The following is a 24,036-nucleotide window of genomic DNA, read 5'->3' as shown; positions in this document are numbered from 1 at the left end:
ATGGTGCCCCATCCCGATGAACCCGTGAACCCGACCGCGTCCGAGAGCGCTGCCTCCGAGCACTCCGAGAAGAGGCAGCGCTCCGAGAAGAGCCGGCCCTCGATCTTCTGGGTGCTGGCCGTGCTCATCATCCCGCTGGCGAGCCTGCTCGCCCGGTTCCGGATCACCGACGGGCAGAAGCTTCCGCGCCACGGCGCCTACATCATCTCGCCGAACCACTACAGCGAGATCGACCCCGTGATGATGGGGATGGTGGTCTGGAAGCTCGGGCGGCTGCCGCGGTTCCTCGCCAAGGAGAGCCTGTTCCGCGTGCCCGTCGTCGGCTGGTTCCTGCGCAAGTCCGGGCAGATCCCGGTGGCGCGCGGCGGTTCCGGCCGCGGCGCGGCCCCGCTGGCGGAGGCGCAGAAGATCATCGACGACGGCAAGGTCGTCATCATCTACCCGGAGGGCTCGCTCACCCGCGACCCCGACATGTGGCCGATGCGGGGCAAGACCGGCGCCGCGCGCATGGCGCTGGAGCACGACCTCCCCGTCATCCCGATGGCGCACTGGGGCACCCAGCAGGTCATGGCCCGCTACGCGAAGAAGATCAGCTTGTTCCCGCGCAAGACCATCGCCGTCAAGGTCGGCGACCCGGTCGACCTGTCCGCGTTCCGGGGCCGCAGCCTCGACCAGGCGACGCTGACCGAGGCGACCGAGGTCATCATGAACGCGATCACCGCGCTGCTGGAGGACCTGCGCGGCGAGAAGGCGCCGGAGACCCGCTGGGACCCGGCCTCGCACAACCAGAAGGAGACCGGCCGCTTCGATGGCTGACAGGAAAGGCCGGACGGCCGCACGACCGACTACGCCTCCCCGCCGCATCGCCGTCCTCGGCGCCGGAAGCTGGGGGACGACCTTCGCGAAGATCCTGGCCGACGGCGGCAACGACGTCGTGCTGTGGGCCAGGCGCCCGGAGCTCGCGCGCGAGATCAACGAGGTCAAGCGCAACAGCGACTACCTGGAGGGCATCAACCTGCCCCGCAACCTGCGCGCGACCTCCCACCTGGGCGACGCGATGCGCGGCGCCGAGCAGGTGTTCGTGTCCATTCCGAGCCAGACGCTGCGCTCCAACCTGGAGGCGATCGCGCCGCACCTCGCGCCGTCGATGATCCTCGTCAGCCTGATGAAGGGCGTCGAGAAGGGCACCGGCCTGCGGATGAGCGAGGTGATCGCCCAGGGACTCCCGATCGAGCCGGAGCGCATCGCCGTCGCCTCCGGCCCCAACCTCGCGCTGGAGATCGCGCGCGAGCAGCCGACCGCGGCCGTGGTGTCCTCGGAGAGCCTGGAGACCGCGCAGGCCGTGGCGATGGCCGCCACCAACCGCTACTTCCGCAGCTTCGTGAACACCGACGTGATCGGCACCGAGTTCGGCGGCGTGCTCAAGAACCTCATCGCCGTGGCGATCGGGATCGTGGACGGCGTCGGCTACGGCGAGAACACCAAGGCCTCGATCATCACCCGCGGCCTGGTCGAGATGACCGACTTCGCGGTCGCCTACGGCGCGGAGGCGGTCACGCTCTCCGGGCTCGCGGGACTCGGCGACCTGATCGCCACCTGCGAGTCGCCGCTGAGCCGCAACAACACCGCCGGGCGCCTGCTCGGGCAGGGCTACAGCTTCAACGACGTCGTCAAGCAGATGAACCAGACGGCGGAGGGCCTCGCCTCGGTCGCGCCCATCCTGCGTCTCGCCGAGGCGCGGGGCGTGGAGATGCCGATCGTCCGCCAGGTGAGCCAGGTGCTCGCCGGCACGCTCGACCCGAAGGACATCGCCCCCCATCTGACCACCGATGACGACGAACCGCAGGGAGAGAGGACAACGGATGACGGACAAGGTCGCAGTCGCACTTCTGTTTGGAGGTCGCTCAAGCGAGCATTCGATCAGCTGCGCGACGGCGGCGGGAGTACTGGCGGCGATCGATCGTGACCGGTACGACGTCATCCCCGTCGGCATCACCCACGAGGGCGCCTTCACGCTCCAGCCGGACGACGCCGCCCGCTTCGCGCTGAACACCGAGGCCCTCCCAGAGGTCGAGGACAACGGCTCCCGGATCGTCTGGCCGGAGTCGTCGACGTCGCGCGAGCTGGCCGTGGTCGCCGCCGACGGCACACGCTCGACGCTCGGCGCGGTCGACGTCGTGTTCCCGATCCTGCACGGACCGTGGGGCGAGGACGGCACCGTGCAGGGCATGCTCGAGCTGGTCGGCCTCCCGTACGTGGGCAGCGGCGTGCTCGCCAGCGCTCTCGGGATGGACAAGCACTTCACGAAGACCGTCCTGCAGCAGGCGGGCATCCCCGTCGCGCCGTGGCGGACCGTGACCGCGTACGAGTGGCGGACCGACGCCGACGCGGTGCGCCGCGAGGCGGAGGCGCTCGGCCTCCCGGCGTTCGTGAAGCCCGCCCGCGCGGGCTCCAGCGTCGGCGTGTCCAAGGTGACCTCCTGGGACGACCTCGGCGCCGCCGTCGAGACGGCCCTCGCCGAGGACGACCGCGTGCTCATCGAGTCGGCGGTCGTGGGACGCGAGGTGGAGATCGCCGTGCTGGGCGGCCGTCCGGGCGAACCGGCGCGCGGCTCCGTGGCGGGCGAGATCGTCATCAGCGGACGGGAGTTCTACGACTTCGCGGCCAAGTACCTGGACGCGCCGGGCATCGACCTGGTCTGCCCGGCCGACCTCACGGACGCCGAGCTGGCCGAGATGCGCGAGCTGGGCGTGCGGGCGTTCGACGCGATCGGCGCGGAGGGCCTCTCCCGCGTGGACTTCTTCCTCACGGCCGACGGGTTCGTCGTGAACGAGATCAACACCATGCCGGGCTTCACGCCGATCTCGATGTTCCCGCGCTGCTGGCAGGAGTCCGGCCTCGCCTACCCGGCCCTCATCACCGAGCTGCTCGAGGTCGCGCTGGCGCGCGCCTAGCACTCGCGATTCGTGCCGAATCGCGAGAACGCGCGTCCGTAACACGACATTCGTGCCGAATGTGAGCGCTGCTGCGCGACGCACATTCGTGCCGAATGTCGCGTATCGCGGCGCCTAACGCGGCATTCGTCACGAATGTGCGCAGCTGTTCACGCCGCGATTCGGGTCGAATGTCGTGAATGCGTGCGCGTAACGCGACATTCGTGCCGAATGTGCGAGGGGTCAGCGCGACGGCGTCGGCGTGGGCGCCGGCGTCGCCGTCGGAGGCGTCAGGGTCGTGTCCAGCGTGGAGAGGCACTTCTCCGTCTGCTTGACGCTCGCGATCGCCGAGGCGAACTCGGGCAGCACGGCCGCGTCCGAGGCCCCGGAGACGTGGTCGATGACGACCTCGGTCGCCGGCGTGCGACCGAAGGTCTGGTAGACCACCTGCTTGGCCGCCGGGTCCGACATCAGCACCCAGTCGATGCCGCTGACGTCGACGCACGGCTTGGTGGTCGGCCCGATCGGCGGGACGCCGCAGCGCAGCAGCACGGCGGCGGGGTCGCCCCACGCACCGGTGGCCTGCGCGTCGGTCTGCCTGCGGTCCTTGTCCGCCACCGAGTCCGGCAGCCGCACGGAGATCTCGGCGCAGCCCGGGTCGTTCGCGTCGGCCGCGGGGTCGAGGGAGACCGTGGGCGCGCACCCGGTCAGGGCGAGCGCTGCAGCGGCGAGCACGAGGGCGAGGGCGGAGCGGCGAGCGGACATCAGGATTCAGGCTACCGTTGTGAGTCATGGTGGATTCTGGGAGCGCGGCGGAGACCGTCGCCGACGCGTCGGAACGCGAGGCGCTGAAGCGCATCTTCCCGCGCCTGCCCGAGTCGTCCGCGACGATCGTGGGCCCGGGCGACGACGCGGCGGTCCTCACGGCGCCCGACGGCCGGTTCGTGGTGACCACCGACATGATGGTGCACGGCCCGGACTTCCGGCTGGCCTGGTCCACGCCGGAGGACCTCGGCTGGAAGGCCGCGGCGACCAACCTGTCCGATGTCGCGGCGATGGGCGCGGTGCCGACCGCGCTCGTGGTCGCGATCGCGGCGCCGCAGACGCTGCCGGTGTCCGCGCTGGAGCACATCGCGGACGGCTTCCGCGCGGCCTGCGCCGAGCTCGCCCCCGGCTGCGGCGTGGTCGGCGGCGACTTGTCGGCCTCCGACACGCTGACCCTCGCGGTGACCGCGTTCGGCGACCTGCAGGGGCGCGCACCGGTGCTGCGCAGCGGCGCCCGCCCGGGCGACGTCGTCGCGGTCTCCGGCGCGCTCGGGGCGGCCGCGGCGGGACTCCGGCTGCTGTTCGCGGAGGCGGTGGATGTGGACGGCGTGCCCGACCGCGTGCGCTTCGCCGCCGTCGCCGCCGCGCATCCCGACCTGGTCGGCGCCCAGCTGCGGCCCCGGCCTCCGGTCGCCGACGGCCCCCTCGCGGCGGAGGCCGGCGCCACCGCGATGCTCGACCTCAGCGACGGCCTCGCGCTCGACGCCCGCCGGGTGGCCGAGGCGAGCGGCGTCGCCATCGACCTCGACCGCACCGCCCTCGGCGACGACCCGCTCACCGCGCTGACCGGGGGAGAGGACCACGGCCTCCTCGCCTGCTTCCCACCCGGAACGCCGCTGCCCGGAGGCTTCCGCCCCGTTGGCACAGTCCGCGAGGGCGCCGGCCTCCTGGTCGACGGCCACCCCTTCGACGAGCGCGGCGGCTGGGACCCGTATCTGGAGTGGGACGGGCACAGCGGCTAACGGAGGAGATCCGATCCGACACGCCGGGCGAGAGCAGTCAGCGGAGGAGATCGGGGACAGCGGAGGGCGGAAGTCCTCCGGTGGCGACCGCGGCGGGGGCGCGGTCAGGCGGGGGACACGTAGTGCACGGCGGTCTCGCCGTAGGCGCGGGTGCGGTCCAGCGCCAGGCCCTCGGGGAGGCTCGGCACACCGTCGCGGGTGCTGCGCTCGACGCAGACCAGCGCATCCTCGGCCAGGTGCGGGACCAGCGCCGTGAGCACCGCGAGCAGCTCGCCGTCCGGGAGGTCGTAGGGCGGGTCCACGAAGACCAGGTCGAAGGCCGCCGCCGTGCCGCCGGCGAGGTACGGCTGCACCGCCGCCGCGCGCACGTCCACCTGCGGCCGGGCGTCCTTCGGCGCCGCGCGGACGACCGCCTCGGCGTTCCGGCGGCAGATCACGGCAGCGGCCGCGGACTTCTCGACCAGCACCACCCGCGCCGCGCCGCGGCTGGCGGCCTCCAGCCCGAGCGCCCCGGAGCCGGCGAACAGGTCGAGCACGTGCGCCCCGCGGACGGCGTCGCGCGCGTCCAATCCGGAGAACACGGCCTCGCGCACGCGGTCGCTGGTCGGTCGCGTGCCGCTCTTGGGCACCTGCAGCGTCAGCGAGCCGGCGAAGCCGGAGACGATTCGGGTCATAGCCATCCGAGCCTAGCGGTGCCGCCGCGCCGTCAGCAGAATAGAAGGATGGACGAACGCCTCCAGCAGGCGGAACTCGACGCCCTGTGGCGGTACGACGACCCCATCGCCTCCGCCGAACGCTTCGCGATCGCCGCTTCCGAACCCGACCGCCCCGAACTGGTGCGTGCTGAACTGGAGACCCAGCGCGCCCGCGCGCTCGGCCTGCAGGGCCGGTTCGCCGAGGCCGACGGCCTCCTCGACTCACTCGAGCCGGCGCTCGGGACGCTCGCCGTGCGCATCCTGCTGGAGCGCGGCCGGCTGCGCAACACCGAGGGCAGGCCGGCCGAGGCCGTCCCGCTGTTCGAGAGCGCTCTGCTGGCGGCGCGCCGCGACGCGGACACCTTCCTGGCGGTCGACGCCGCCCACATGCTCGCCATCGCCGACCCGGCACGCTCGGAGCAGTGGACCGAGGAAGGGCTCGTGGAGCTCGCCGGGGTCACCGACCCGCGGACCCTGCGCTGGGGCGTCGCCCTGCACAGCAATCGCGGCTGGGCGCTGTTCGAGGCCGGCCGCTCGCACGAAGCGCTCGGCTCATTCGAGGCGGCGCTGGAGGCGGCGGAGCGTTACGGCACGCTGGATCAGCAGTTCGCCGCGCGCTGGTCGCTCGCCCGCAGCCTGCGCGAGGTCGGGCGCTGGCAGGAGGCGCTCGACATCCAGCACCGGCTCGCCGCCGAGCGGCCGGGGGAGAGCGAGGTGGCCGCGGAGCTGGCGGCCCTCGCCGAGGTCGAGGCGCACGTCCGCGACGCGGCGACGGAGGCGGCCCCTACGATCGAACCATGACGACCAGCACCGCACCGGCCTCCGACGGCGCCGTCGCGCTCGAGACCCGGCTCACCGGCGTGCTGGGCGGGCGGACGGCCTCCGCGTTCGAGAAGGCGTTCGGGATGCGCACGGTCGCCGACCTGCTCGCGCACTACCCGCGCCGGTACGCGACCCGCGGCGAGCTGACCGCGCTGGCGAACCTGCCGCTGGACGAGCACGTCACGATCGTCGCCGAGGTGCTGCGGGTGCAGGAGCGCCCGATGCGCGCCAGGCGCGGCTCCATCCTGGAGGTGAAGATCTCCGACGGCGAGGGCGTCCTGACCCTCACGTTCTTCAACCAGGCCTGGCGGTCGAAGGAGCTCTCGCCCGGCGTCCGCGGCATCTTCGCCGGCAAGGTGTCCGCGTACCGCGGCGCGCTCCAGCTCGCGCACCCCGACTACGAGCTCTTCGCCGACGACGCGGAGAACGCCGTCGCGCCCGGCAGCGCCGCCGCGAAGGAGTGGGCGCAGACCCCCATCCCGATCTACCCGGCGACCGGAACGGTGGCGAGCTGGCAGGTGCAGAAGGCCGTCGGCCTCGCCCTCGACGCGCTGGGGCCGTGCCCCGACCCGGTGCCGGCCTCCGTCGTCGCCGAGCGCGGGCTGCTGCCGTTCCGCGAGGCGCTGGAGGGCATCCACCGACCGCAGAAGAACGCCCAGTGGCAGCGCGCCCGCGACGCCCTGCGCTTCCAGGAGGCGTTCGTGCTGCAGGCCGCCCTGCTGCAGCAGCGGGCCGAGGCGCGCTCGGTCGCGGCGACTCCGCGGAAGGCCGTGCCCGGCGGGCTGCTGGAGCGGTTCGACGCCATCCTGCCGTTCACCCTGACCGGCAACCAGGCCGACGTCGGCCGGGAGATCGCCCACGACCTCGGCACGGCGGAGCCGATGCACCGCCTGGTGCAGGGCGAGGTGGGCTCGGGCAAGACCCTGGTCGCGCTCCGGGCGATGCTCGCCGTGGCGGACAGCGGCGGCCAGTCGGCGCTCCTGGCGCCGACCGAGGTCCTCGCGGCGCAGCATCTCCGCTCCATCGTGGACATGCTCGGCCCCGACCTCTCCGCTGAGCTGATGCCCACTCTGTTCACCGGCCAGCTCAGCACCGCGGAGCGCAAGCGCGCGCTGCTGCGCACCGTGAGCGGCCAGTCCAGGATCGTGGTGGGGACGCACGCTCTGCTCGGCGACGCCGTCACCTTCTTCGACCTCGGCCTCGTCGTCGTCGACGAGCAGCACCGGTTCGGGGTCGAGCAGCGCGAGGCGCTGCGCGCGAAGGGCGGCACGCCTCCGCACGTGCTGGTCCTCACCGCGACGCCGATCCCGCGCACGGTCGCCATGACGGTGTTCGGCGACCTGGAGGTCTCGACCATCGCCCAGCTCCCGGCGGGGCGGCAGGGGATCGAGAGCTTCGTGGTCCCGCTCGCCGACCGGCCGGGCTGGGAGCGCCGGATCTGGGAGCGGGCGTCCGAGGAGATCGCCCGCGGCAGGCAGGTCTTCGTGGTGTGCCCGGCGATCAGCGCCAAGGAGGCCGAGGACGACGGCGAAGAGGCGCCGGCTCCCGAGGAGGACGCGGGACCTCCGCGTCCCACCGCGAACGTCGAGTCGGTCGCCGCCCAGGTGCGCGCCGACCCGCTGTTCGCGCAGACCCGCGTCGGCGTGCTGCACGGGCGGCTGTCCTCCGACGAGAAGGACGCGGTGATGCGCGCCTTCGCCGCGGGCGACCTCGACCTGCTGATCGCGACCACCGTGATCGAGGTCGGCGTCAACGTGCCGAACGCCTCCGCCATGATCGTGCTGGACGCCGACCGGTTCGGCGTCTCCCAGCTCCATCAGCTGCGCGGCCGGGTCGGCCGCGGCGACATCCCCGGGCTCTGCCTGCTGGTCACCTACGCCGAGGAGGGCTCGCTCGCGCGCGAACGGGTCGACGCGGTCGCCGCGACGCTCGACGGCTTCGAGCTCGCCAACGTCGACCTGGAGCTCCGGCGCGAGGGCGACGTGCTCGGCAGCCGGCAGTCCGGCGGCCGGTCCTCCCTCAAGCTGCTGCGCGTGGTCTCCGACGGCGAGCTCATCTCGGAGGCGCGGGTCGCCGCGGCCGAGACCCTGGACGACGGCGGCCTCGCCGCGCATCCCGCCCTGGCCGCGGCGCTCGCCCGTCGGCTCGACGAGTCCGAGCGCGCGTTCCTCGGCAAGTCCTGAGCGGGCCGCCGGGCCACGCGACACCCTGCCCTGTGAAGATAACGGATTCACAACGAATAGCCGGGAATCGCGTAATAGTCTGGTGCCCTATGAACAGGATCGCCGTAGTCCCTGGATCGTTCGACCCGGTCACTCTCGGGCATCTCGATGTCATCGAGCGGGCCGCTCGGCTGTGGGACGAGGTCCACGTGCTGGTGGTCCACAACCCGGACAAGTCGGCCCTGCTGCCCATCGCCCAGCGCGTCGCGCTGATCGAGCGGTCGATCGAGGACGCCGGGATCGAGGGCCGCATCGTGGTCGCGTCCTGGTCGGTCGGCCTCCTGGTCGACTACTGCACCGATGTCGGGGCGGACGTGCTGGTCAAGGGCATCCGCTCGCAGGTGGACGTCGCCTACGAGACCCCGATGGCGATCGTCAACCGGCACCTGGCCGACGTAGAGACGGTCTTCCTGCTTCCCGATCCGGCGAACGCGCACGTGTCGAGCTCCCTCGTGCGCCAGGTCGCCAACCTCGGCGGGGACGTGAGCCCCTACGTGCCTCCCGCCGTCTCCGAACTGCTGTCAACCACATGACCCGGGTGGAGAGATGAACAGTTACGCGACGCGCCAGCCCACGGAGTCCTCCGTCGCCCCGGAGGAGGTGGGCCTGCCCGCGCCGGGGATGGACCTGGACGAGCTGAGGGGCGCCGCGGAGCAGATCACCGCCAATGTGGAGTCCGTCATCGACGGCAAGCACGACGCGGTGCAGACGGCGCTGGTCGTCCTGCTCGCCGAGGGCCACCTCCTCATCGAGGACGTGCCGGGCGTCGGCAAGACGATGCTCGCCAAGTCGCTGGCGAAGTCGGTGGACTGCTCGGTCAGCCGCATCCAGTTCACGCCCGACCTGCTGCCCAGCGACGTCACGGGCGTCTCGGTCTACAACCAGGCGGAGCGGCGCTTCGAGTTCAAGCCGGGTGCGGTGTTCGCGAACATCGTCATCGGCGACGAGATCAACCGGGCCAGCCCGAAGACGCAGTCCGCGCTGCTGGAGTGCATGGAAGAGCGCCAGGTCACCGTCGACGGCTCGACGTACCCGCTCGCGGCCCCGTTCATCGTCGTCGCCACGCAGAACCCGGTCGAGATGGAGGGCACCTACGCGCTCCCCGAGGCGCAGCGCGACCGGTTCATGGCCCGTATCGCGATGGGCTACCCCGACGAGGACTCCGAGCTCGCGATGCTCACGACGCGCGACACCTCCAGCCCGCTCTCCCGGATCGGGCCGGTGGTCACCTCCGACGAGCTGCGCTCGATGATGACGACGGCCCGCGCGGTGTTCGCGTCGACGCCGGTCAAGCAGTACGCGGTCGACCTCGTGCGCGCGACGCGCGAGGACCGCGACCTCCGCCTGGGAGGCAGCCCGCGCGCGACGCTGCAGCTCGTCCGTGCGGCCAAGGCGATGGCGGCGCTCGACGGCCGCGACTTCGTGCTGCCGGACGACATCGACGCCCTGGCCGTCCCCGTGCTCGGCCACCGGCTGCTGCCGACCAGCCGCGCGCTCGGCCACCACCACGAGAGCGCGCCGGTGATCGCCGACATCGTCCGCCGGATCGTCGCGGCGACGCCCGTGCCCGTGGGCTCCGGCGCGATCGGCGGGGCGGCGAACGACACGCCTGCGTCCGGCCGCGGCCGCGCCGTCTCCGGAGCGGTCCGCACAGGCGGGGAGTAGGCCGTGGCAGGACGCGGGGGGCCGTCGCCCCTGAAGAAGCCGCGTCCGACTGCGCGCGGATGGACCTTCGGCGCCATCGGGGTGGTCGCGCTGGTCGCCTCCGCCTTCTTCGGGCGCACGGACGTGCTCTTCGTCGGCGTCTTCCTCACCGTGCTCCCGCTGGCGGCGATGATCTCGGTCACGCTGGACCGGCCGCGGCTGACCGTGGCCCGCAGCTTCCACCCGGATGTCGTCGCGGTGGGGGAGCAGGCGACGATCGTCACGACGGCCCGCAACCAGGCCGCCCGGCCGAGTCCGCCGGCGCGCTGGCGCGAGTACGCCCCGGCGGGGATCGACGTGCAGGGGTCGGCGCCGTTCCCGCGGCTCGGCGCGCACCAGGTCAACGTCGCCCACGGCAGGGACACCGTGGTGCTGCGGCAGGACATCGTCGCCCGCACACGCGGCTCGCACCCGGTCGGGCCGCTCATCGTCAGCCGCACCGACCCGTTCGGCATCGCGTACGCGGAGTACGCCGTCGGCCAGCCGCGGCAGTTCCTGGTGACCCCGCGGGTGGTGCCGCTGTCGAGCGGCGAGCTGGACGTCGCGCACAGCGAGGGCGCGGAGCACGAGCTGCAGCGGCACAGCATCCCGAGCGCCGACGAGCTGATCGCGCGCGAGTACCGGCCCGGCGACCCGCTGCGCCGCGTGCACTGGCGGGCGACCGCCCGCCACGACAAGCTGATGGTCCGGCAGGAGGAGCAGCGGAGCAACCCGGAGGCGTGGATCCTGATGGACACCCGGCCCGCGCCCGCGACCGCCGTCGTCATCCGGCCACCGGCCGCGCCCGGCGCCGCCGAGCCGGAGGACGCGCTGTTCGAGACGCTCGTGGAACTCGTGGCCTCCGTCGGCGTCCATCTCCTGGACGAGGGCTTCGTGCTCAGCGTGGTGGAGACCGCGCCGCGGCAGCTCTCGGGCCGCAGCGGCGCGGGCAGGACGGGCACCCTCGGATCCATCACCCCGACCTACGACCGCGGCACCGCCGACCGGCTGCTCCTCGCCGACCTGGCCGCGGTGGACGCGACGCCGGCCGCGCGCGACGACGCGGTCGCCGAGCTCGCCTCCGGCCTCCGGCGCGCCGGGCGCGCGGTCCCGATCTTCGCGGTCCTCCTCGACGGCACGCCGGAGCTCGGCTCGCTCGCCGGACTGCGCGGCATGGGCGACCCCGCCGTGGCGTTCATCGGCGCGGGCGCGGCGCCCGAGGTGGAGGAGGTCCTCGCCGACGCGGGCTGGCTGTGCGTGCCGTTCGCGGCGGGCGACGACCCCGCGGAGTGCTGGCAGCGCGCCCTGGACCGGCAGCGGACGGTGGCGGGTCATGGTTAGCGAAGCCGTCGCGCTCGGGATGACCGGCGTCCGCCGCAGGCGGCAGGCCTACTGGCGCATCACCGGTGCGCTGGTGCTGCAGGTGCTCGCGCTGAGCTTCGCGCTCGGCGGGCTCATCCAGGGGCCGACCTGGTGGTTCGCATTGATGCTGACCAGTTCCTTCCTCCTGGTGAGCGGGGCGGCCCTGCGCGCGGTCGGCGTGCACCGCCGGCTCGTCCCCGTGCTGGAGTTCGTGCTCGCCCTGATGATCATGACCGCGGCGTTCGGCAACGGCACCGGGCTGCTCGGGCTCATCCCGACGGCCGGGACCGTGCAGCGCTGGGGCGTCTACCTGCAGCAGGCGCAGCTCTCGATCTACCAGCAGGGCACGCCGGCCGAGAGCCTGCCGGAGTTCATCTTCCTGGTCGTCGCCGGCGCGTGCCTCATCGCGATCGTGCTCGACATCCTGGCCGTCGCGTTCCGGGCGCCCGCCTTCACCGCCCTCGGCGTCGTCGCGGTGCTCGTGGTGCCGGGGACGCTCCTCGGCGACGGGCTGGACCCGATCGCGCTGGCCGCGTCGGCGGTCGCGTTCCTCTGGCTGCTGCGCTGCGACGTCCGCACCCGCCGGCCCGGGTCGCCGCGCCCGGCCGCCGCACTGTCCGTCGGCGCCGCCGCCGTCGTGGTCGCCATGCTGCTGTCCGGCACGGCGCCCGGGTTCGACAAGGGCGGGGCGACCTCCTTCACGGCCGGCGGCATCTCGATCGGCGGAACGGTGACGCCGCTGATCGACCTCGGCAAGGACCTCCGCCGCCCGGCCGCGGTGCGGGCGCTGACCTACACGACGACCGCCTCGGGCGGCCCCTATCTCAAGCTCGCCTCGCTGGACCAGTTCACGGGCTCGGTCTGGAAACACAGGGAGCGCGACACCAAGCGGCTCTCCGACGGCGTCGCGATCGGACCGGTGCCCGGGCTGTCCGACGCCGTGAAGCGGTCCAAGATCACCACCTCCGTGGAGATCGACGACATGACCAGCCGCTGGCTGCCGGTGCCCGCGCCCGTGCAGTCGGTGAAGGGCCTCAACGGCACCTGGTCGTGGGATCCCGACGATCTGACCCTCGGCGGCATCAACGTCACGACCCAGGGCCAGAAGTACACCGTGACGAGCCTGACGCTCGCACCGACCGCCGACCAGCTCAAGGCGGCGGGCGGCTTCGTGCCCGCCGACATCCAGCGCGACCTGTTCCTGCCCTCCAACATGCCGGCGATCATCGGGCAGACCGCGCTGACGGCGACCGCGGGAGCGGTGTCCGAGTACGACAAGGCGGTCGCGCTGCAGGACTACTTCCGCGACAACGGCTTCGTCTACTCCACGCAGACCCCGCTCAAGCAGGGCTACGACGGCGACGGCACGCGGGTGATCGCGAAGTTCCTGCAGGTCAAGAGCGGCTACTGCGTCCACTTCGCCTCGGCGATGGCGCTGATGGCCCGCAGCCTCGGCATCCCGGCCCGGGTGGCGGAGGGCTACCTGCCCGGGACCTCCAGCGGCGGCACGGCGAACAGCCCGGGGACCTACACGGTGACCAGCGACGACCTGCACGCGTGGCCCGAGCTGTACTTCGCCGGCGTCGGCTGGGTGCCGTTCGAGCCGACGGTCGGCCGGGGCACGATCCCCAGCTACACCCGGCCGAACACCACGCCCGACCAGGTCGTCCCGACGACGGGGCCCGGCTCGTCCGCCGCGCCGAAGCGCCTGGTGCCCACCGACCAGCCCAACGTCGCGGGAGCGGCGGGGACCACACCGCCGTCGCCGCTGCAGCCGGTGCTGTCCGGGCTCGGCGTCGCGCTGCTGGTGATCGCGGTGCTCCTGACGCCGGCGGTGCTGCGCCGGATGCGGCGGCGGGCGCGTCTGAGGCGGCTCTCCGAGTCGTGGGGCGGCGCGGCGGTCGTCTGGGACGAGCTGCGGGACACCGCGCGCGACCTCGGCTGGTCCGCGCCGGACACCGAGACCCCGCGCGCCTTCGCGCGGCGGATCGCGGCGGCGGTCGAAGGGACGCCGGGGGAGGAGGCCGTGCTCCGCCTGCTCGACGTGCGCGAGCGCGACGCCTTCGGGCCGCCGACCCGCGCGGTCGCCGTCGGCCTGGCGGACGACCTCCGGCGGGTCATCGACGCGCTGGAGGCGCAGGCGGGCCGCGGGCTGCGGCTGAAGGCGGCGCTGATTCCTGTGTCGTTGCTGCCAGCCGGCTGGCGTTCGCCTGCGAGCGTCGGCGGTCCCGCGTAACATAGCCGTTCGTGAGCAGCTTCAGAACCACCCCGTACACGGTCAGTGTGTACGACCTCATGCGTCGTCCCGGCGAGATGCGCGAGCAGCACCTCAGCATCCCGGTGACGGAGAGACTGGGGGAGGGACTGCTGTCCGTGCCCGAGGGCGCGACCATCGACCTCGACCTCCGGCTGGAGTCGATGCACGAGGGCATCCTGGTCACGGCGGAGGCCGAGACCACCGCCACCGGCGTCTGCGGACGCTGCCTGATCGACATCGACCAGCCAGTCGAAGTCGATTTCCAGGAACTTTTCGCGTATCCTTCTACGGAAGCTTTTGATTATGAGGTTCACGACGACCACGTGGATCTTGAACCTCTGATCAGGGATGCGGTGGTGCTGTCACTGCCGTTTCAGCCGGTGTGCCGGCCGGACTGCCCGGGTCTCGATCCAGAGACCGGGGAGAGGCTGGCGGATGTACCGGACCGCAAGCCGAACGAGACCGTCGATCCTCGCTGGTCCGCGCTCGCGGCGTTCCAGGCTTCCGACACCGAGTCCACCAGCAACAACGCCCCGGCCGCCGGGGCTGGAGAAGAGAGATAGTCATGGCCGTTCCGAAGCGGAAGCAGTCTCGCGCCAACACCCACGCCCGCCGTTCGCAGTGGAAGGCCGAGGTCCCCACGCTCGTCAAGTCGATCGAGAACGGCAAGGTCGTCTACAGCCTCCCGCACCGTGCCAAGGTCGTCGAGGACTCCGCGGGCACCGCGCTGTTCATGGAGTACAAGGGCCGCAAGGTCGCCGACGTCTGATCCGCCCACCGGGCCGATCAGCGCACGAGGCACTGAAGTAGGGGGAAAGCAGGAACGTGGTCGGGGAGAACACTGACCACGCCGCCCTCATCGAGAAGCTCGGGGTCGACATCGACCCCGAGCTTCTCGTGCTTGCCCTGACCCATCGCTCGTACGCGTACGAGAACGGCGGAATCCCCAACAACGAGCGTCTGGAGTTCCTCGGCGACTCGATCCTGGGGCAGGCCGTCACGGTCAAGCTGTTCCGGGAGAACCCGGACCTCGACGAGGGCGAGCTCGCGAAGCGCCGGGCCAGCCTGGTCAGCTCGGTCGCGCTGGCGGAGGTCGCGCGCGGCATCGGCCTCGGCCAGTACCTGCGGCTGGGCCGCGGGGAGAACCAGAGCGGCGGCCGCGACAAGGCGTCCATCCTGGCCGACACGGTCGAGGCGCTCATCGGAGCCGCCTACCTCGACGCCGGCGGGGAGGAGGCGACGGCGCTCGTGCTGCGCCTGGTCGACCCGCTGCTCGCCGACCCCGACCGGTTCGGCGCGGCGATGGACCCCAAGACCAGCCTCCAGGAGGCGGCGGCCCATCGGGGCGCCGGCCTGCCGGTCTACACGGTGACCAATTCCGGCCCCGACCACTCCAAGACCTTCCACGCCACCGTCTCGGTCGGCGACATCGTCACCGCCACCGGCGAGGGCACGAGCAAGAAGCAGGCCGAGATGGCCGCGGCGCTCAACGCCTGGACCGAGCTGACCCGCCGCCGTGCCAGAGCTTCCCGAGGTTGAGGTCGTCCGCGCCGGGCTGGCCCCGGCGGTCACGGGCGCGACCATCCTCGGCGTCGAGGTCTTCGAGCCGCGTTCGCTGAAACGCCACGACCCGGTCGCCGGCGCGTTCGAGACGCTCCTCACCGGCCGGGTGATGGAGGAGCCCGCCCGCCGCGGCAAGTTCCTCTGGATCCCGCTGCAGGGCACGCCCCGCCGCGCGATCGTGGCCCACCTCGGGATGAGCGGGCAGATCCTGCTGCGCGAGCCGGGCTGGGACGAGCCCGGCCTGCTGCGCATCCGCCTCCACATCGAGACCGCCGCGACGCTTCCCGGCGACCACCGCGAGCTGTGGGTGCACTTTGTCGACCAGCGCATCTTCGGCTCAATGGCGGTCGACACGCTGGTCCCGACCGCGGACGGCGCCGCCGCCGGGCTGGGGACGTCGGAGCCGCTGATCCCGACCCAGGTCTCCCACATCGCCCGCGACCCGCTCGACCCGGCGTTCGACGACGCTGCGTTCTTCGCCGCGCTGACTCGCAAGAACAGCGGCATCAAACGCGTCCTCCTCGACCAGACAGTGGTCAGCGGCGTGGGCAACATCTACGCGGACGAGGCGCTCTGGGCCGCCCGCATCCACTACGAGCAGCCGGCGTCGTCGCTCAGCCGTGCGAAGGCCCGCACGCTGCTGGCGGAGGTCCGCCACGTCCTCGAGAAGGCGCTGGCCGAGGGCGGCACGAGCTTCGACGCCCAGTACGTCAACGTCAACGGCAACTCCGGCTACTTCGCCCACAGCCTCAACGCCTACGGCCAGGAGGGGAAGCCCTGCCCGCGGTGCGGGACCGCGATCGTGCGGGAACGGTTCATGAACCGGTCGTCGCACTTCTGCCCGCGGTGCCAGCGGCTGCGGTGAGTACCAATCCTTGGTAGCCAGGGCTGAATGGCCATGAACACGTCGAACAGCCTGGACGACCACTTCGCCGGTTTCCTCGCGCACGAGGTCGCGACCGGTCGCTACCGCTCCGCGAGCGAAGTGGTGCGCGCCGGGCTGCGCCTGCTGGAGGACCAGGAAACGCAGATGTCCCGCACTTCGAGCCGCGCTGGTCGCCGGCGAGGAGAGCGGAGAGCCCGAGGCGTTCGACTTCGACGCGTTCATAGCCTCCAAGAAGTCGTGACGCGGTTCCGGCTCACCCCGGCCGCGCGGCGCGATCTCTCCTCGATCTGGGACTTCGCCCAGGAGAACTGGGACGCGCGGCAAGCCGAGACAGACGTGACCGAGATCCGCGCGGCAATCGAACGCGTGGCGGACAGTCCGGCGCGTGGCCGTGCCTGCGACGACATCCGCGCGGGCTATCGACGCTACGCGATCGGCAGCCATCTGGTCTTCTACGTCGAGAACGGCGACGGCGTCGACGTCATCCGAATCCTGCATCAGCGCATGGATCCGACGCGGCACCTGTAGGCGGAGCCCCTCACCCCAGCGTCTTCTGCCAGTGCCCCGTCAGCGCGTGCAGCTGGAACCCGAACGCCCGGTTGATCGCCAGCATCGGGGCGTTCTCGTCCGCGTTCCAGGTGAGCAGGCGGTGGATGTGCGGCGCGTGCTGCGCCAGCTCGTGGATGTTCTGCAGCTTCACCAGCGTGCCCAGCCGGTGGCCGCGGTGGGGGATGGCGACGAGGGTGTCGTACTGCTCCGCCTTGTCCCCGTCGGCCGGGACGGCGATCTCGGTGTAGGCGGCCAGCTCGCCCGTGGCCAGGTGCTGGGCGGCCGTGACCAGCAGCGGCTCCCCGCGCTCGGCGAGCTCGCGCTCCTGGGCGCGCACGCGCTCGCCCGTCCACTCCTCGCGGTCGACGGCGATGCCGCTCTGCGGGATGTCGGTCGACATCCGCGCCTTCAGCGCCGCGAACCGCTCCAGGAGGTCGTCGGGGGCGTGGCCCAGCCACGACACGGCGCGGTAGCCGGTCGCGGACGCCGCCGTGCTCGCCAGCCCGGCCTCGCGCGCCCGCGGCAGCGGTAGCACCAGCTCGCTGGAGCGCTCGATCTGGCCGAGCTGGTAGCCGTGCCGGAGGGCGAAGCGGACATCGCGCGACTCCGCGGGCAGCCCGGCCGAGCCGGCACGCGCCCGGACGACCGACACGCTGTCGCCGAGCGTGCGCGCCGGATGCTCGGTGTAGGCGCTGACGACGCGCCGGCCGCCCTCCGCCGCGAGCTCCTCGCCCGCGGCGAGCAGCGCCGACCCGATGCCGCGGCCGCGTGCGGCCGGCGCGACGTCGACGAGCAGGCTCATCGTCTCGGCGCGCTCGTCGAGGGGGAAGTCCGCCTGCACGCGCCCGACGACGACTCCGTCCTCGATCGCGACCAGGATGATCTTCTCCTGATAGTCCTGCGCGCGGAAGGAGGCGAGGGCCTCCTCGGCGGTCTCCACGAAGTCGTCCGCCTGCCACAGCGCGACGCTGATGCCGTTGAGGACGCCGACCAGTTCCTCGAACACCAGCGACCCCCCGGTGCCGAGGGCGGCGGGGGGCGAGAGCCGCTCGATGCGCACCGCTGCCTCCCGCTGTCGTCGTTTCCGTAGTGCGGCGAACTACTCAATCTAACCCCGGTTCCTACGCCTGTGAAGTGCAGCGAACCGTTTGGTTTCGATCGTGTAAATCTGGGCGGAAATGTCGGGTGCAAATGCTTGCATCGCATGTAGTCTCAGCACACATATTCGTGGTGCGACGAGGCAATCACGCCGCGTTCGACACGGATTCACGTCGAGAGGCAGAAGATGCTAGGAAAGAAAGTCACGATCGGTGCGGCTGTTGCAGCGTCAGTCGCACTGTTCCTCGTTGGATGTGCCAACCAGCCGTCCACCGGAGGATCCACGAACACCAACTCGAAGGTGAACATCCCGGCGATCACCTCGGTCTCCACCCCCAAGGACGCGGTCCTCCCCGCGGGCGACGGCAAGGCCACCTGCCCCTCCGGGCTCACGATCGCGTACGTCGGAGCCGAGACCGGCCCGAACGCCCAGCTCGGTATCAACATCTTCAACGGCATCCAGCTGGCCATCAACCAGCACAACCAGGCCAACAAGGGATGCCAGGTCGGCTTCAAGAAGTTCGACACCGAGGGCGACCCGAACAAGGCGACCGGCCCGGTCACCCAGGCGGTCAACGAAGCCGACATCGTCGGGGTCGTGGGCCTGCCGTTCTCCGGCGAGTCCAAGGCGACCGGCAACATCTTCGAGCAGCAGGGCCTGGTGCACATCACCCCGTCCGCGACCAACCCGGCGCTGACCCAGAACGGCTGGAAGACCTTCTTCCGCGGCCTCGGCAACGACGCCGTCCAGGGCCCGGCGGCGGCGAAGTTCCTGACCGACAAGCTGCAGGCCAAGAAGGTCTACCTGGTCCAGGACGACTCCGACTACGGAATCGGCCTCGGCACGACGACCTCCAAGGCGCTCGGCAGCGCACTGGTCGGCACCGACAAGGTGACGACCGGCCAGAAGGACTTCTCGGCCGTGATCTCCAAGATCATCAACGCGAAGCCGGACGCCGTGTACTACTCGGGCTACTACGCCGAGGGTGCGCCGTTCGACCAGCAGCTGGTCAACAAGGGCTACACGGGCACGTTCGTCGGCCCCGACGGTGTGAAGGACGACCAGTTCATCAAGCTGGCCGGCGACGCGTCCAGCAACGCGTACTTCACCTGCCCCTGCATCCCGGGTGAGCTGATCCCGTCGTTCGAGTCCGCCTACAAGACGCTCGCCAGCGCCGAGCCGGGCACCTACTCGATCGAGGGCTACGACGCCACCACTGTCCTGCTCGCCGGCATCGACAAGGGCAACACGACCCGCGCGAAGCTCGTCGACTGGGTGAAGAACTACGACGCCGACGGCCTGAGCAAGCACTACAAGTGGGACTCCACCGGTGAGCTGCAGGCGCCGACCGTCTACGGATACAAGGTCGAGGGCGGCAAGATCGTCCCGATCGGAACCATCGGATAACGCGACACGCGAAGGTGCCGCGGGCCACCGTGGCCCGCGGCACCTTTGTTTCGACTTACGCTCGTAAGAACTGAGCCGGACCAACGACGATCCGGCACTGAACCCTGGAAGCTCGAATGCTCGAAACCCTCCTCCTCGTCCATCCGGTCCTCGACAACTCGTGGATCAACTTCGACGTCAACGCGCTCGTCCAGAACTTCTGGAGCGCCACCTTCGACGGCCTCACCTTCGGGGCCATCTACGGCCTGATCGCCGTCGGCTACACGCTCGTCTACGGCGTGCTGAACCTGATCAACTTCGCCCACTCCGAGGTCTTCATCGTCGGCGCCTACGGCGTCGTCATCACCCTCACCTCGCTCGGCTTCGGCCCGAGCGCCCCCAACCTGAGCCCGGCGGCGATCGTCGGGGACCTGGTGCTCGCCCTGCTCGTCGGCATGGTCGCGTCGGCGTTCACAGCCTGGGTGCTGGAACGCGTGGCCTACCGCCCGCTCCGAAGACGGAACGCGCCACGCCTCGTGTTCCTCATCACGGCGATCGGCGCCTCGTTCACGATCCAGTACCTGATCTTCCTGATCCGGGGCGCGAACGCGGAGCCGGCGGTGACGATGTTCATCCCGCAGCCGATCTTCGACGTGTTCGGCACCATCGTGAACAGCCAGCAGATCATCATCGTCGTCGCCTCGGTGATCCTGATGATCGCCACCGACTACTTCATCCGGCGCACCCGCACCGGGCGCGGGATCCGCGCCGTCGCGCAGGACGCCGACACGGCAACGCTGATGGGCGTGAACAAGGAGCGGATCATCCAGATCACGTTCATCACCGGCGGTGTCCTCGCCGGCGCCGCTGCACTGTTCTACGTGATGCTCGTCCCGTCCGGCGTGATCTACAACGGCGGCTTCGTGCTCGGCGTCAAAGCGTTCGCCGCGGCCGTCCTCGGCGGCATCGGCAACGTGCGCGGCGCCCTGCTCGGCGGCCTCCTGCTCGGCGTGATCGGCAACTACGGCCAGATCCTGCTGGGCGACTCGCAGTGGACCGACGTCGTCGCGTTCGTCGTGCTGGTGCTCGTGCTGCTGGTCAAGCCGACCGGCATCCTCGGCACCTCCCTCGGAAGGAGCCGCGCATGAGCACCACGGAAGGCCCCAAGGTCCTGCCCGACGGACGCTCGGAGCAGGCGGCCGACGCCCTGGAGGCGGCCCGCGCCGGCAAGAAGAAGGGACCGCTGCAGCCGCTGCGCGACTACTGGAACGGCCTCCCGCGGGCCGTGCAGTGGGCGTGGCTGCTCATCGTGGTCGCGCTGGCCTACGCGCTGCCGTACCTCAACTTCTTCCCCCTCACCACCGAGCCCGGCAACGACTGGCCGCTGGCGTGCTTCGCCATGGCCACGTACGGCCTGATCGCGGTCGGCCTGAACGTGGTGGTCGGCTACGCCGGCCTCCTCGACCTGGGCTATGTCGCGTTCTTCGCCGTCGGGTCGTACACCGCCGCGATGCTCACCAGCCCGGACTCGCCGTTCCTGAAGATCCCGTACCTGTGGACGATCCCGGTCGCCATGGCCGTGACGATGACCTTCGGCGTGATCCTCGGTGTGCCGACGCTCCGCCTCCGCGGCGACTACCTGGCCATCGTCACGCTCGGCTTCGGTGAGATCGTCCGCATCCTCGCCACGATCATCCCGGCGATGAAGGGCCAGGTCGGCTTCCAGAACGTCGGCCACCCGCCGGGGACGGACGCCAAGGGCATCCCGATCTTCTCCAACTCGAACGGCGTGCCCTGGTACTGGCTGACAGTGACGGTGATCATCATCATCCTGCTGCTGGTGGGCAACCTGGAGCGCAGCCGCGTCGGCCGCGCCTGGATCGCCATCCGCGAGGACGAGGACGCCGCCGAGATCATGGGCGTGCCCACCTTCAAGTACAAGGTGTGGGCGTTCGCGATCGGCGCCGGCGTGGGCGGCCTCTCCGGCGCGCTGTTCGCCGGGCAGGTCGGCTTCGTCAACAACCAGAAGTTCGACGTGCAGACCTCGATCCTGTTCCTCGCGGCCGTCGTGCTCGGCGGCGCGGGCAACAAGGTCGGCGCGATGATCGGTGGCGCGATCGTGGCGTACATCCCGCTGCGGTTCACGGCGATCGCCGACTACAAGTACCTGATCTTCGGCATCGCGCTCGTGCTGATCATGATCTTCCGCTCGCAGGGCCTGTTCCCCGCGCGGCAGAAGCTCCTGGCGTACGGGCGGCTCGCATACCGGAGAGTGGCCCAGACCGCGAAGGGAGGCGCGCGATGAGCGACGGACCCACCACACCCCCCACACCCCCCACCCCGTCGACCGCGGAGACGCCGGAGGAGGAGCCCGTCCTCGGCGCGAACGAGGACGAGCTGGAGGCGGCCGGCGTCGACCTGGACGTCGCCGAGGCGGCGGCCCCCGACCGGGAGATCGCGGTCGAGGTCGGCGAGAACATCGTCGAGGTGCGCAACCTCACGGTGAAGTTCGGCGGCCTGCTCGCCCTGGACGATGTCTCGTTCAACATCCGCCGTGGCGAGATCCTCGGCCTGATCGGGCCGAACGGAGCGGGCAAGACCACCTGTTTCAACGCGATGACCGGCGTCTACAAGCCGACCAGCGGCGACGTGCTGCTGGAGGGCCAGTCGATCAAGGGGCAGAAGCAGCACCGGATCACCCGGCTCGGCCTCGCCCGCACGTTCCAGAACATCCGTCTGTTCGGCGAGATGACGGCGCTCGAGAACGTCGTCGTGGGCCTGGACGCCCGGCACCGCACGTCGGTGCCCGGCGCGCTGCTGCGGCTCCCGCGGCACACCAGGGAGGAGAAGTCCTCGATCGAGCGCGGCATGGCCCTGCTCGAGTTCGTGGGCATCGCCGATCACGCCGCCGACCTCTCCCGGTCGCTGCCGTACGGCTCGCAGCGTCGCCTGGAGATCGCGCGGGCTCTGGCGACGGACCCCAAGGTGCTCTGCCTGGACGAGCCGGCCGCCGGCTTCAACCCCGCGGAGAAGGAGGACCTGATGGACCTCATCCGGACCATCCGCGCCGACGGCTACACCGTCCTCCTCATCGAACACGACATGAAGCTGGTCATGGGCGTGACGGATCGCATCGTGGTGCTGGAGTTCGGCCGCAAGCTGGCCGACGACGTGCCGCAGGAGATCCGCAACGACCCGCGCGTGATCGCCGCCTACCTCGGGGAGCCAGAAGATGACGTTGCTTGAACTGAAGAACATCAGCGTGTCCTACGGCCGCATCGAGGCGATCCACGACATGTCGTTCTCCGTCGAGGAGGGCGAGATCGTCAGCCTGATCGGCGCGAACGGCGCGGGCAAGTCGACCACGATGAAGACCATCTCGGGCATCCTGAACCCGTCGAAGGGCTCCATCCTGTTCGACGGCCAGGACATCACCAAGATGAAGGCGCACATCCGCGTCATCCGCGGCATCTCGCAGGCCCCGGAGGGCCGGGGGATCTTCCCGGGGATGACCGTGATGGAGAACCTCGACATGGGCGCCTTCGGCCGCAAGGACCGGTCCAACATGGGCCCGGACTTCGACCGGGTGTTCTCGCTGTTCCCGCGCCTCGCCGAACGCAAGACGCAGGTCGGCGGCACGATGTCCGGCGGCGAGCAGCAGATGCTCGCGATCGGGCGCGCGCTGATGTCGAGCCCGCGGCTGCTGCTGCTGGACGAGCCGTCGATGGGGCTGGCCCCGCAGTTCATCCGGCAGATCTTCTCGATCATCACGGAGATCAACAAGCAGGGCACCACCGTCCTGCTGGTGGAGCAGAACGCCAACCAGGCGCTGGCGCGCGCCCACCGCGCGTTCGTCCTGGAGACCGGCAGCATCACCCGCTCCGGCACCGGCCGCGAACTGCTCGCCGACCCCGCCATCAAGGAGGCCTACCTCGGCGTCGGCTGACGCCGGGCACCTGCCGAGTACGCGAAAAGTCCGCCGTTTCCGCCCGGAACGGCGGACTTTTCGCGTACTCGGCAGTCGCTCTGCCGGCGACTCGAGCGATTCGCGTGCATCGACGCGGCCCTCGGCACCTCCTAATATGACGACCACGCAGACGAAGGTGGCCACAGTGGCGGACAACACGAACAGACCTGTCAGGGTGGAGCCTCACCGCCGCCGCTACGGCACCGACCGGATGAAAGCCCTCAGCGACGGCGTCTTCGCGTTCGCGATCACCCTGCTCGTGCTGGACCTGGTCGTGCCCAGCGGGTCCGGGCGTGATCTGGTGGGCGCGGTCCTGCAGCTGTGGCCGCACTACTTGGCGTACGTGGTCAGCTTCGCCACGATCGGCGCCATGTGGCTGGCGCACACCGCAATCACGGATCGTCTGGACCACGCGGATTCCACCTTCATGCGGCTGAACCTCCTGCCTCTGCTGTTCGTGGCCTTCCTCCCGTTCCCCACCGGTTTCCTCGCGCAGTACGTCAACTCCGAGCAACCCGAGCGGATCGCCATCCTCCTGTACGGAGGAGCTGTCGTGCTGCTCATCGTGGCCCTGGCCGTGGTGCGCTCCTACGCCTCCCGCGAAGGCTTGTTCACCGGGGAGGCCGATGCGGGCGATCGCAACCTCGACCGTCGACTGCTCATCGGACTCGTGGGCTATCTGGTCCTGATCGGGATCGGCATGATCTTCCCGATCACCGGGGTCTTCGGGTTCCTCGCCCTGGCGGTCTTCATCATCGTTCCGCTCCGTGTCCGGCGGGCGTGAGAGAAAATCGCTTCCGGGTTGACTCCTGCACGGCTTGGGGA

General features: G+C 71.0%; 24 protein-coding genes. 21 read left to right on the top strand and 3 right to left on the bottom strand.

What is annotated here, in order from left to right; genetic code table 11:
• Window positions 1-3: 3 nt before the first annotated feature.
• The 3 genes from HNR13_RS13365 to HNR13_RS13355 are packed head-to-tail and all read left to right on the top strand — an operon-like array spanning window position 4 to window position 2,954.
• On the top strand, window positions 4-816 hold the full coding sequence (locus HNR13_RS13365; RefSeq protein WP_382312696.1) for a lysophospholipid acyltransferase family protein: 813 nt from the start codon (window positions 4-6) through the stop codon (window positions 814-816).
• Window positions 809-1,966: an NAD(P)H-dependent glycerol-3-phosphate dehydrogenase gene (locus HNR13_RS13360; RefSeq protein WP_246312764.1), complete on the top strand. Its 1,158-nt coding sequence runs from the start codon at window positions 809-811 to the stop codon at window positions 1,964-1,966. Before HNR13_RS13365 ends, HNR13_RS13360 begins: the two co-directional genes overlap by 8 nt.
• Window positions 1,863-2,954 (top strand): D-alanine--D-alanine ligase family protein, encoded by a 1,092-nt coding sequence (locus HNR13_RS13355; RefSeq protein ID WP_246312763.1) that lies wholly within the window; start codon window positions 1,863-1,865, stop codon window positions 2,952-2,954. Before HNR13_RS13360 ends, HNR13_RS13355 begins: the two co-directional genes overlap by 104 nt.
• A gap of 222 nt (window positions 2,955-3,176) precedes the next feature.
• Here HNR13_RS13355 and HNR13_RS13350 read toward each other — a convergent pair whose 3' ends face one another.
• Window positions 3,177-3,698, bottom strand: coding sequence for a DUF3515 family protein (locus HNR13_RS13350; protein WP_179606481.1), 522 nt, complete (start codon window positions 3,696-3,698; stop codon window positions 3,177-3,179).
• Window positions 3,699-3,724: 26 nt separating this feature from the next.
• Between HNR13_RS13350 and HNR13_RS13345 the strand changes: the two genes are divergently transcribed.
• The gene (locus HNR13_RS13345; protein WP_179606479.1) at window positions 3,725-4,720 is read left to right on the top strand and encodes a thiamine-phosphate kinase; all 996 of its coding nucleotides are present in this window, start codon (window positions 3,725-3,727) and stop codon (window positions 4,718-4,720) included.
• 104 nt (window positions 4,721-4,824) lie between these two features.
• Here the strand turns inward: HNR13_RS13345 and rsmD are convergent, their stop codons facing one another.
• Window positions 4,825-5,394, bottom strand: a complete 570-nt coding sequence (gene rsmD / locus HNR13_RS13340; RefSeq protein ID WP_179606477.1) for a 16S rRNA (guanine(966)-N(2))-methyltransferase RsmD — start codon at window positions 5,392-5,394, stop codon at window positions 4,825-4,827.
• Window positions 5,395-5,442: 48 nt separating this feature from the next.
• Here rsmD and HNR13_RS13335 point away from each other — a divergent pair, with 48 nt between their 5' ends.
• The 11 genes from HNR13_RS13335 to HNR13_RS21620 all read left to right on the top strand — a co-directional run bounded on the left by HNR13_RS13335 (window position 5,443) and on the right by HNR13_RS21620 (window position 16,738).
• On the top strand, window positions 5,443-6,216 hold the full coding sequence (locus tag HNR13_RS13335) for a tetratricopeptide repeat protein (protein WP_179606475.1): 774 nt from the start codon (window positions 5,443-5,445) through the stop codon (window positions 6,214-6,216).
• Complete coding sequence (locus HNR13_RS13330) at window positions 6,213-8,420, top strand: ATP-dependent DNA helicase RecG (protein ID WP_179606473.1); 2,208 nt, start codon at window positions 6,213-6,215, stop codon at window positions 8,418-8,420. Before HNR13_RS13335 ends, HNR13_RS13330 begins: the two co-directional genes overlap by 4 nt.
• An 89-nt stretch (window positions 8,421-8,509) precedes the next feature.
• Window positions 8,510-8,992 carry a pantetheine-phosphate adenylyltransferase gene (gene coaD, locus HNR13_RS13325; protein WP_179606471.1) on the top strand — a complete coding sequence of 161 codons (483 nt, stop codon included), beginning with the start codon at window positions 8,510-8,512 and terminating at the stop codon, window positions 8,990-8,992.
• Window positions 8,993-9,005: 13 nt separating this feature from the next.
• Window positions 9,006-10,124: an AAA family ATPase gene (locus tag HNR13_RS13320; RefSeq protein ID WP_246312762.1), complete on the top strand. Its 1,119-nt coding sequence runs from the start codon at window positions 9,006-9,008 to the stop codon at window positions 10,122-10,124.
• A gap of 3 nt (window positions 10,125-10,127) precedes the next feature.
• Window positions 10,128-11,483, top strand: coding sequence for a DUF58 domain-containing protein (locus HNR13_RS13315; protein WP_179606469.1), 1,356 nt, complete (start codon window positions 10,128-10,130; stop codon window positions 11,481-11,483).
• Window positions 11,476-13,740, top strand: a complete 2,265-nt coding sequence (locus HNR13_RS13310; RefSeq protein WP_179606467.1) for a transglutaminase TgpA family protein — start codon at window positions 11,476-11,478, stop codon at window positions 13,738-13,740. The genes HNR13_RS13315 and HNR13_RS13310 overlap by 8 nt, the downstream gene beginning before the upstream one ends.
• A 77-nt stretch (window positions 13,741-13,817) precedes the next feature.
• Window positions 13,818-14,324: a YceD family protein gene (locus tag HNR13_RS13305; RefSeq protein WP_382312733.1), complete on the top strand. Its 507-nt coding sequence runs from the start codon at window positions 13,818-13,820 to the stop codon at window positions 14,322-14,324.
• Window positions 14,325-14,326: 2 nt separating this feature from the next.
• On the top strand, window positions 14,327-14,530 hold the full coding sequence (gene rpmF, locus HNR13_RS13300) for a 50S ribosomal protein L32 (RefSeq protein ID WP_055919953.1): 204 nt from the start codon (window positions 14,327-14,329) through the stop codon (window positions 14,528-14,530).
• A gap of 56 nt (window positions 14,531-14,586) precedes the next feature.
• Window positions 14,587-15,300 carry a ribonuclease III gene (gene rnc / locus HNR13_RS13295; protein ID WP_179606465.1) on the top strand — a complete coding sequence of 238 codons (714 nt, stop codon included), beginning with the start codon at window positions 14,587-14,589 and terminating at the stop codon, window positions 15,298-15,300.
• Window positions 15,278-16,189 (top strand): bifunctional DNA-formamidopyrimidine glycosylase/DNA-(apurinic or apyrimidinic site) lyase, encoded by a 912-nt coding sequence (mutM, locus tag HNR13_RS13290; protein WP_179606463.1) that lies wholly within the window; start codon window positions 15,278-15,280, stop codon window positions 16,187-16,189. The genes rnc and mutM overlap by 23 nt, the downstream gene beginning before the upstream one ends.
• A gap of 27 nt (window positions 16,190-16,216) precedes the next feature.
• A complete protein-coding gene (locus tag HNR13_RS21620) occupies window positions 16,217-16,738 on the top strand; it encodes a type II toxin-antitoxin system ParD family antitoxin (RefSeq protein ID WP_246312761.1) in 522 nt (173 codons plus the stop codon).
• 10 nt (window positions 16,739-16,748) lie between these two features.
• Here the strand turns inward: HNR13_RS21620 and HNR13_RS13275 are convergent, their stop codons facing one another.
• Window positions 16,749-17,819 carry a GNAT family N-acetyltransferase gene (locus tag HNR13_RS13275; protein WP_179606459.1) on the bottom strand — a complete coding sequence of 357 codons (1,071 nt, stop codon included), beginning with the start codon at window positions 17,817-17,819 and terminating at the stop codon, window positions 16,749-16,751.
• Window positions 17,820-18,158: 339 nt separating this feature from the next.
• Here HNR13_RS13275 and HNR13_RS13270 point away from each other — a divergent pair, with 339 nt between their 5' ends.
• The 6 genes from HNR13_RS13270 to HNR13_RS13245 all read left to right on the top strand — a co-directional run bounded on the left by HNR13_RS13270 (window position 18,159) and on the right by HNR13_RS13245 (window position 23,995).
• Window positions 18,159-19,265 carry a branched-chain amino acid ABC transporter substrate-binding protein gene (locus tag HNR13_RS13270; protein WP_343063552.1) on the top strand — a complete coding sequence of 369 codons (1,107 nt, stop codon included), beginning with the start codon at window positions 18,159-18,161 and terminating at the stop codon, window positions 19,263-19,265.
• Window positions 19,266-19,381: 116 nt separating this feature from the next.
• Window positions 19,382-20,392 (top strand): branched-chain amino acid ABC transporter permease, encoded by a 1,011-nt coding sequence (locus tag HNR13_RS13265; protein WP_179606455.1) that lies wholly within the window; start codon window positions 19,382-19,384, stop codon window positions 20,390-20,392.
• Window positions 20,389-21,549, top strand: a complete 1,161-nt coding sequence (locus tag HNR13_RS13260) for a branched-chain amino acid ABC transporter permease (protein ID WP_179606453.1) — start codon at window positions 20,389-20,391, stop codon at window positions 21,547-21,549. Before HNR13_RS13265 ends, HNR13_RS13260 begins: the two co-directional genes overlap by 4 nt.
• Window positions 21,546-22,490, top strand: coding sequence for an ABC transporter ATP-binding protein (locus HNR13_RS13255; RefSeq protein WP_179606451.1), 945 nt, complete (start codon window positions 21,546-21,548; stop codon window positions 22,488-22,490). Before HNR13_RS13260 ends, HNR13_RS13255 begins: the two co-directional genes overlap by 4 nt.
• A complete protein-coding gene (locus HNR13_RS13250) occupies window positions 22,477-23,190 on the top strand; it encodes an ABC transporter ATP-binding protein (RefSeq protein WP_179606449.1) in 714 nt (237 codons plus the stop codon). Before HNR13_RS13255 ends, HNR13_RS13250 begins: the two co-directional genes overlap by 14 nt.
• A gap of 136 nt (window positions 23,191-23,326) precedes the next feature.
• Window positions 23,327-23,995, top strand: coding sequence for a TMEM175 family protein (locus tag HNR13_RS13245; protein ID WP_179606447.1), 669 nt, complete (start codon window positions 23,327-23,329; stop codon window positions 23,993-23,995).
• Window positions 23,996-24,036 lie beyond the last annotated feature (41 nt).

It is taken from the genome of Leifsonia shinshuensis (assembly GCF_013410375.1).
GTDB classification, from domain to species: domain Bacteria; phylum Actinomycetota; class Actinomycetes; order Actinomycetales; family Microbacteriaceae; genus Leifsonia; species Leifsonia shinshuensis.
This window is presented reverse-complemented; position numbering and strand designations above follow the sequence as displayed.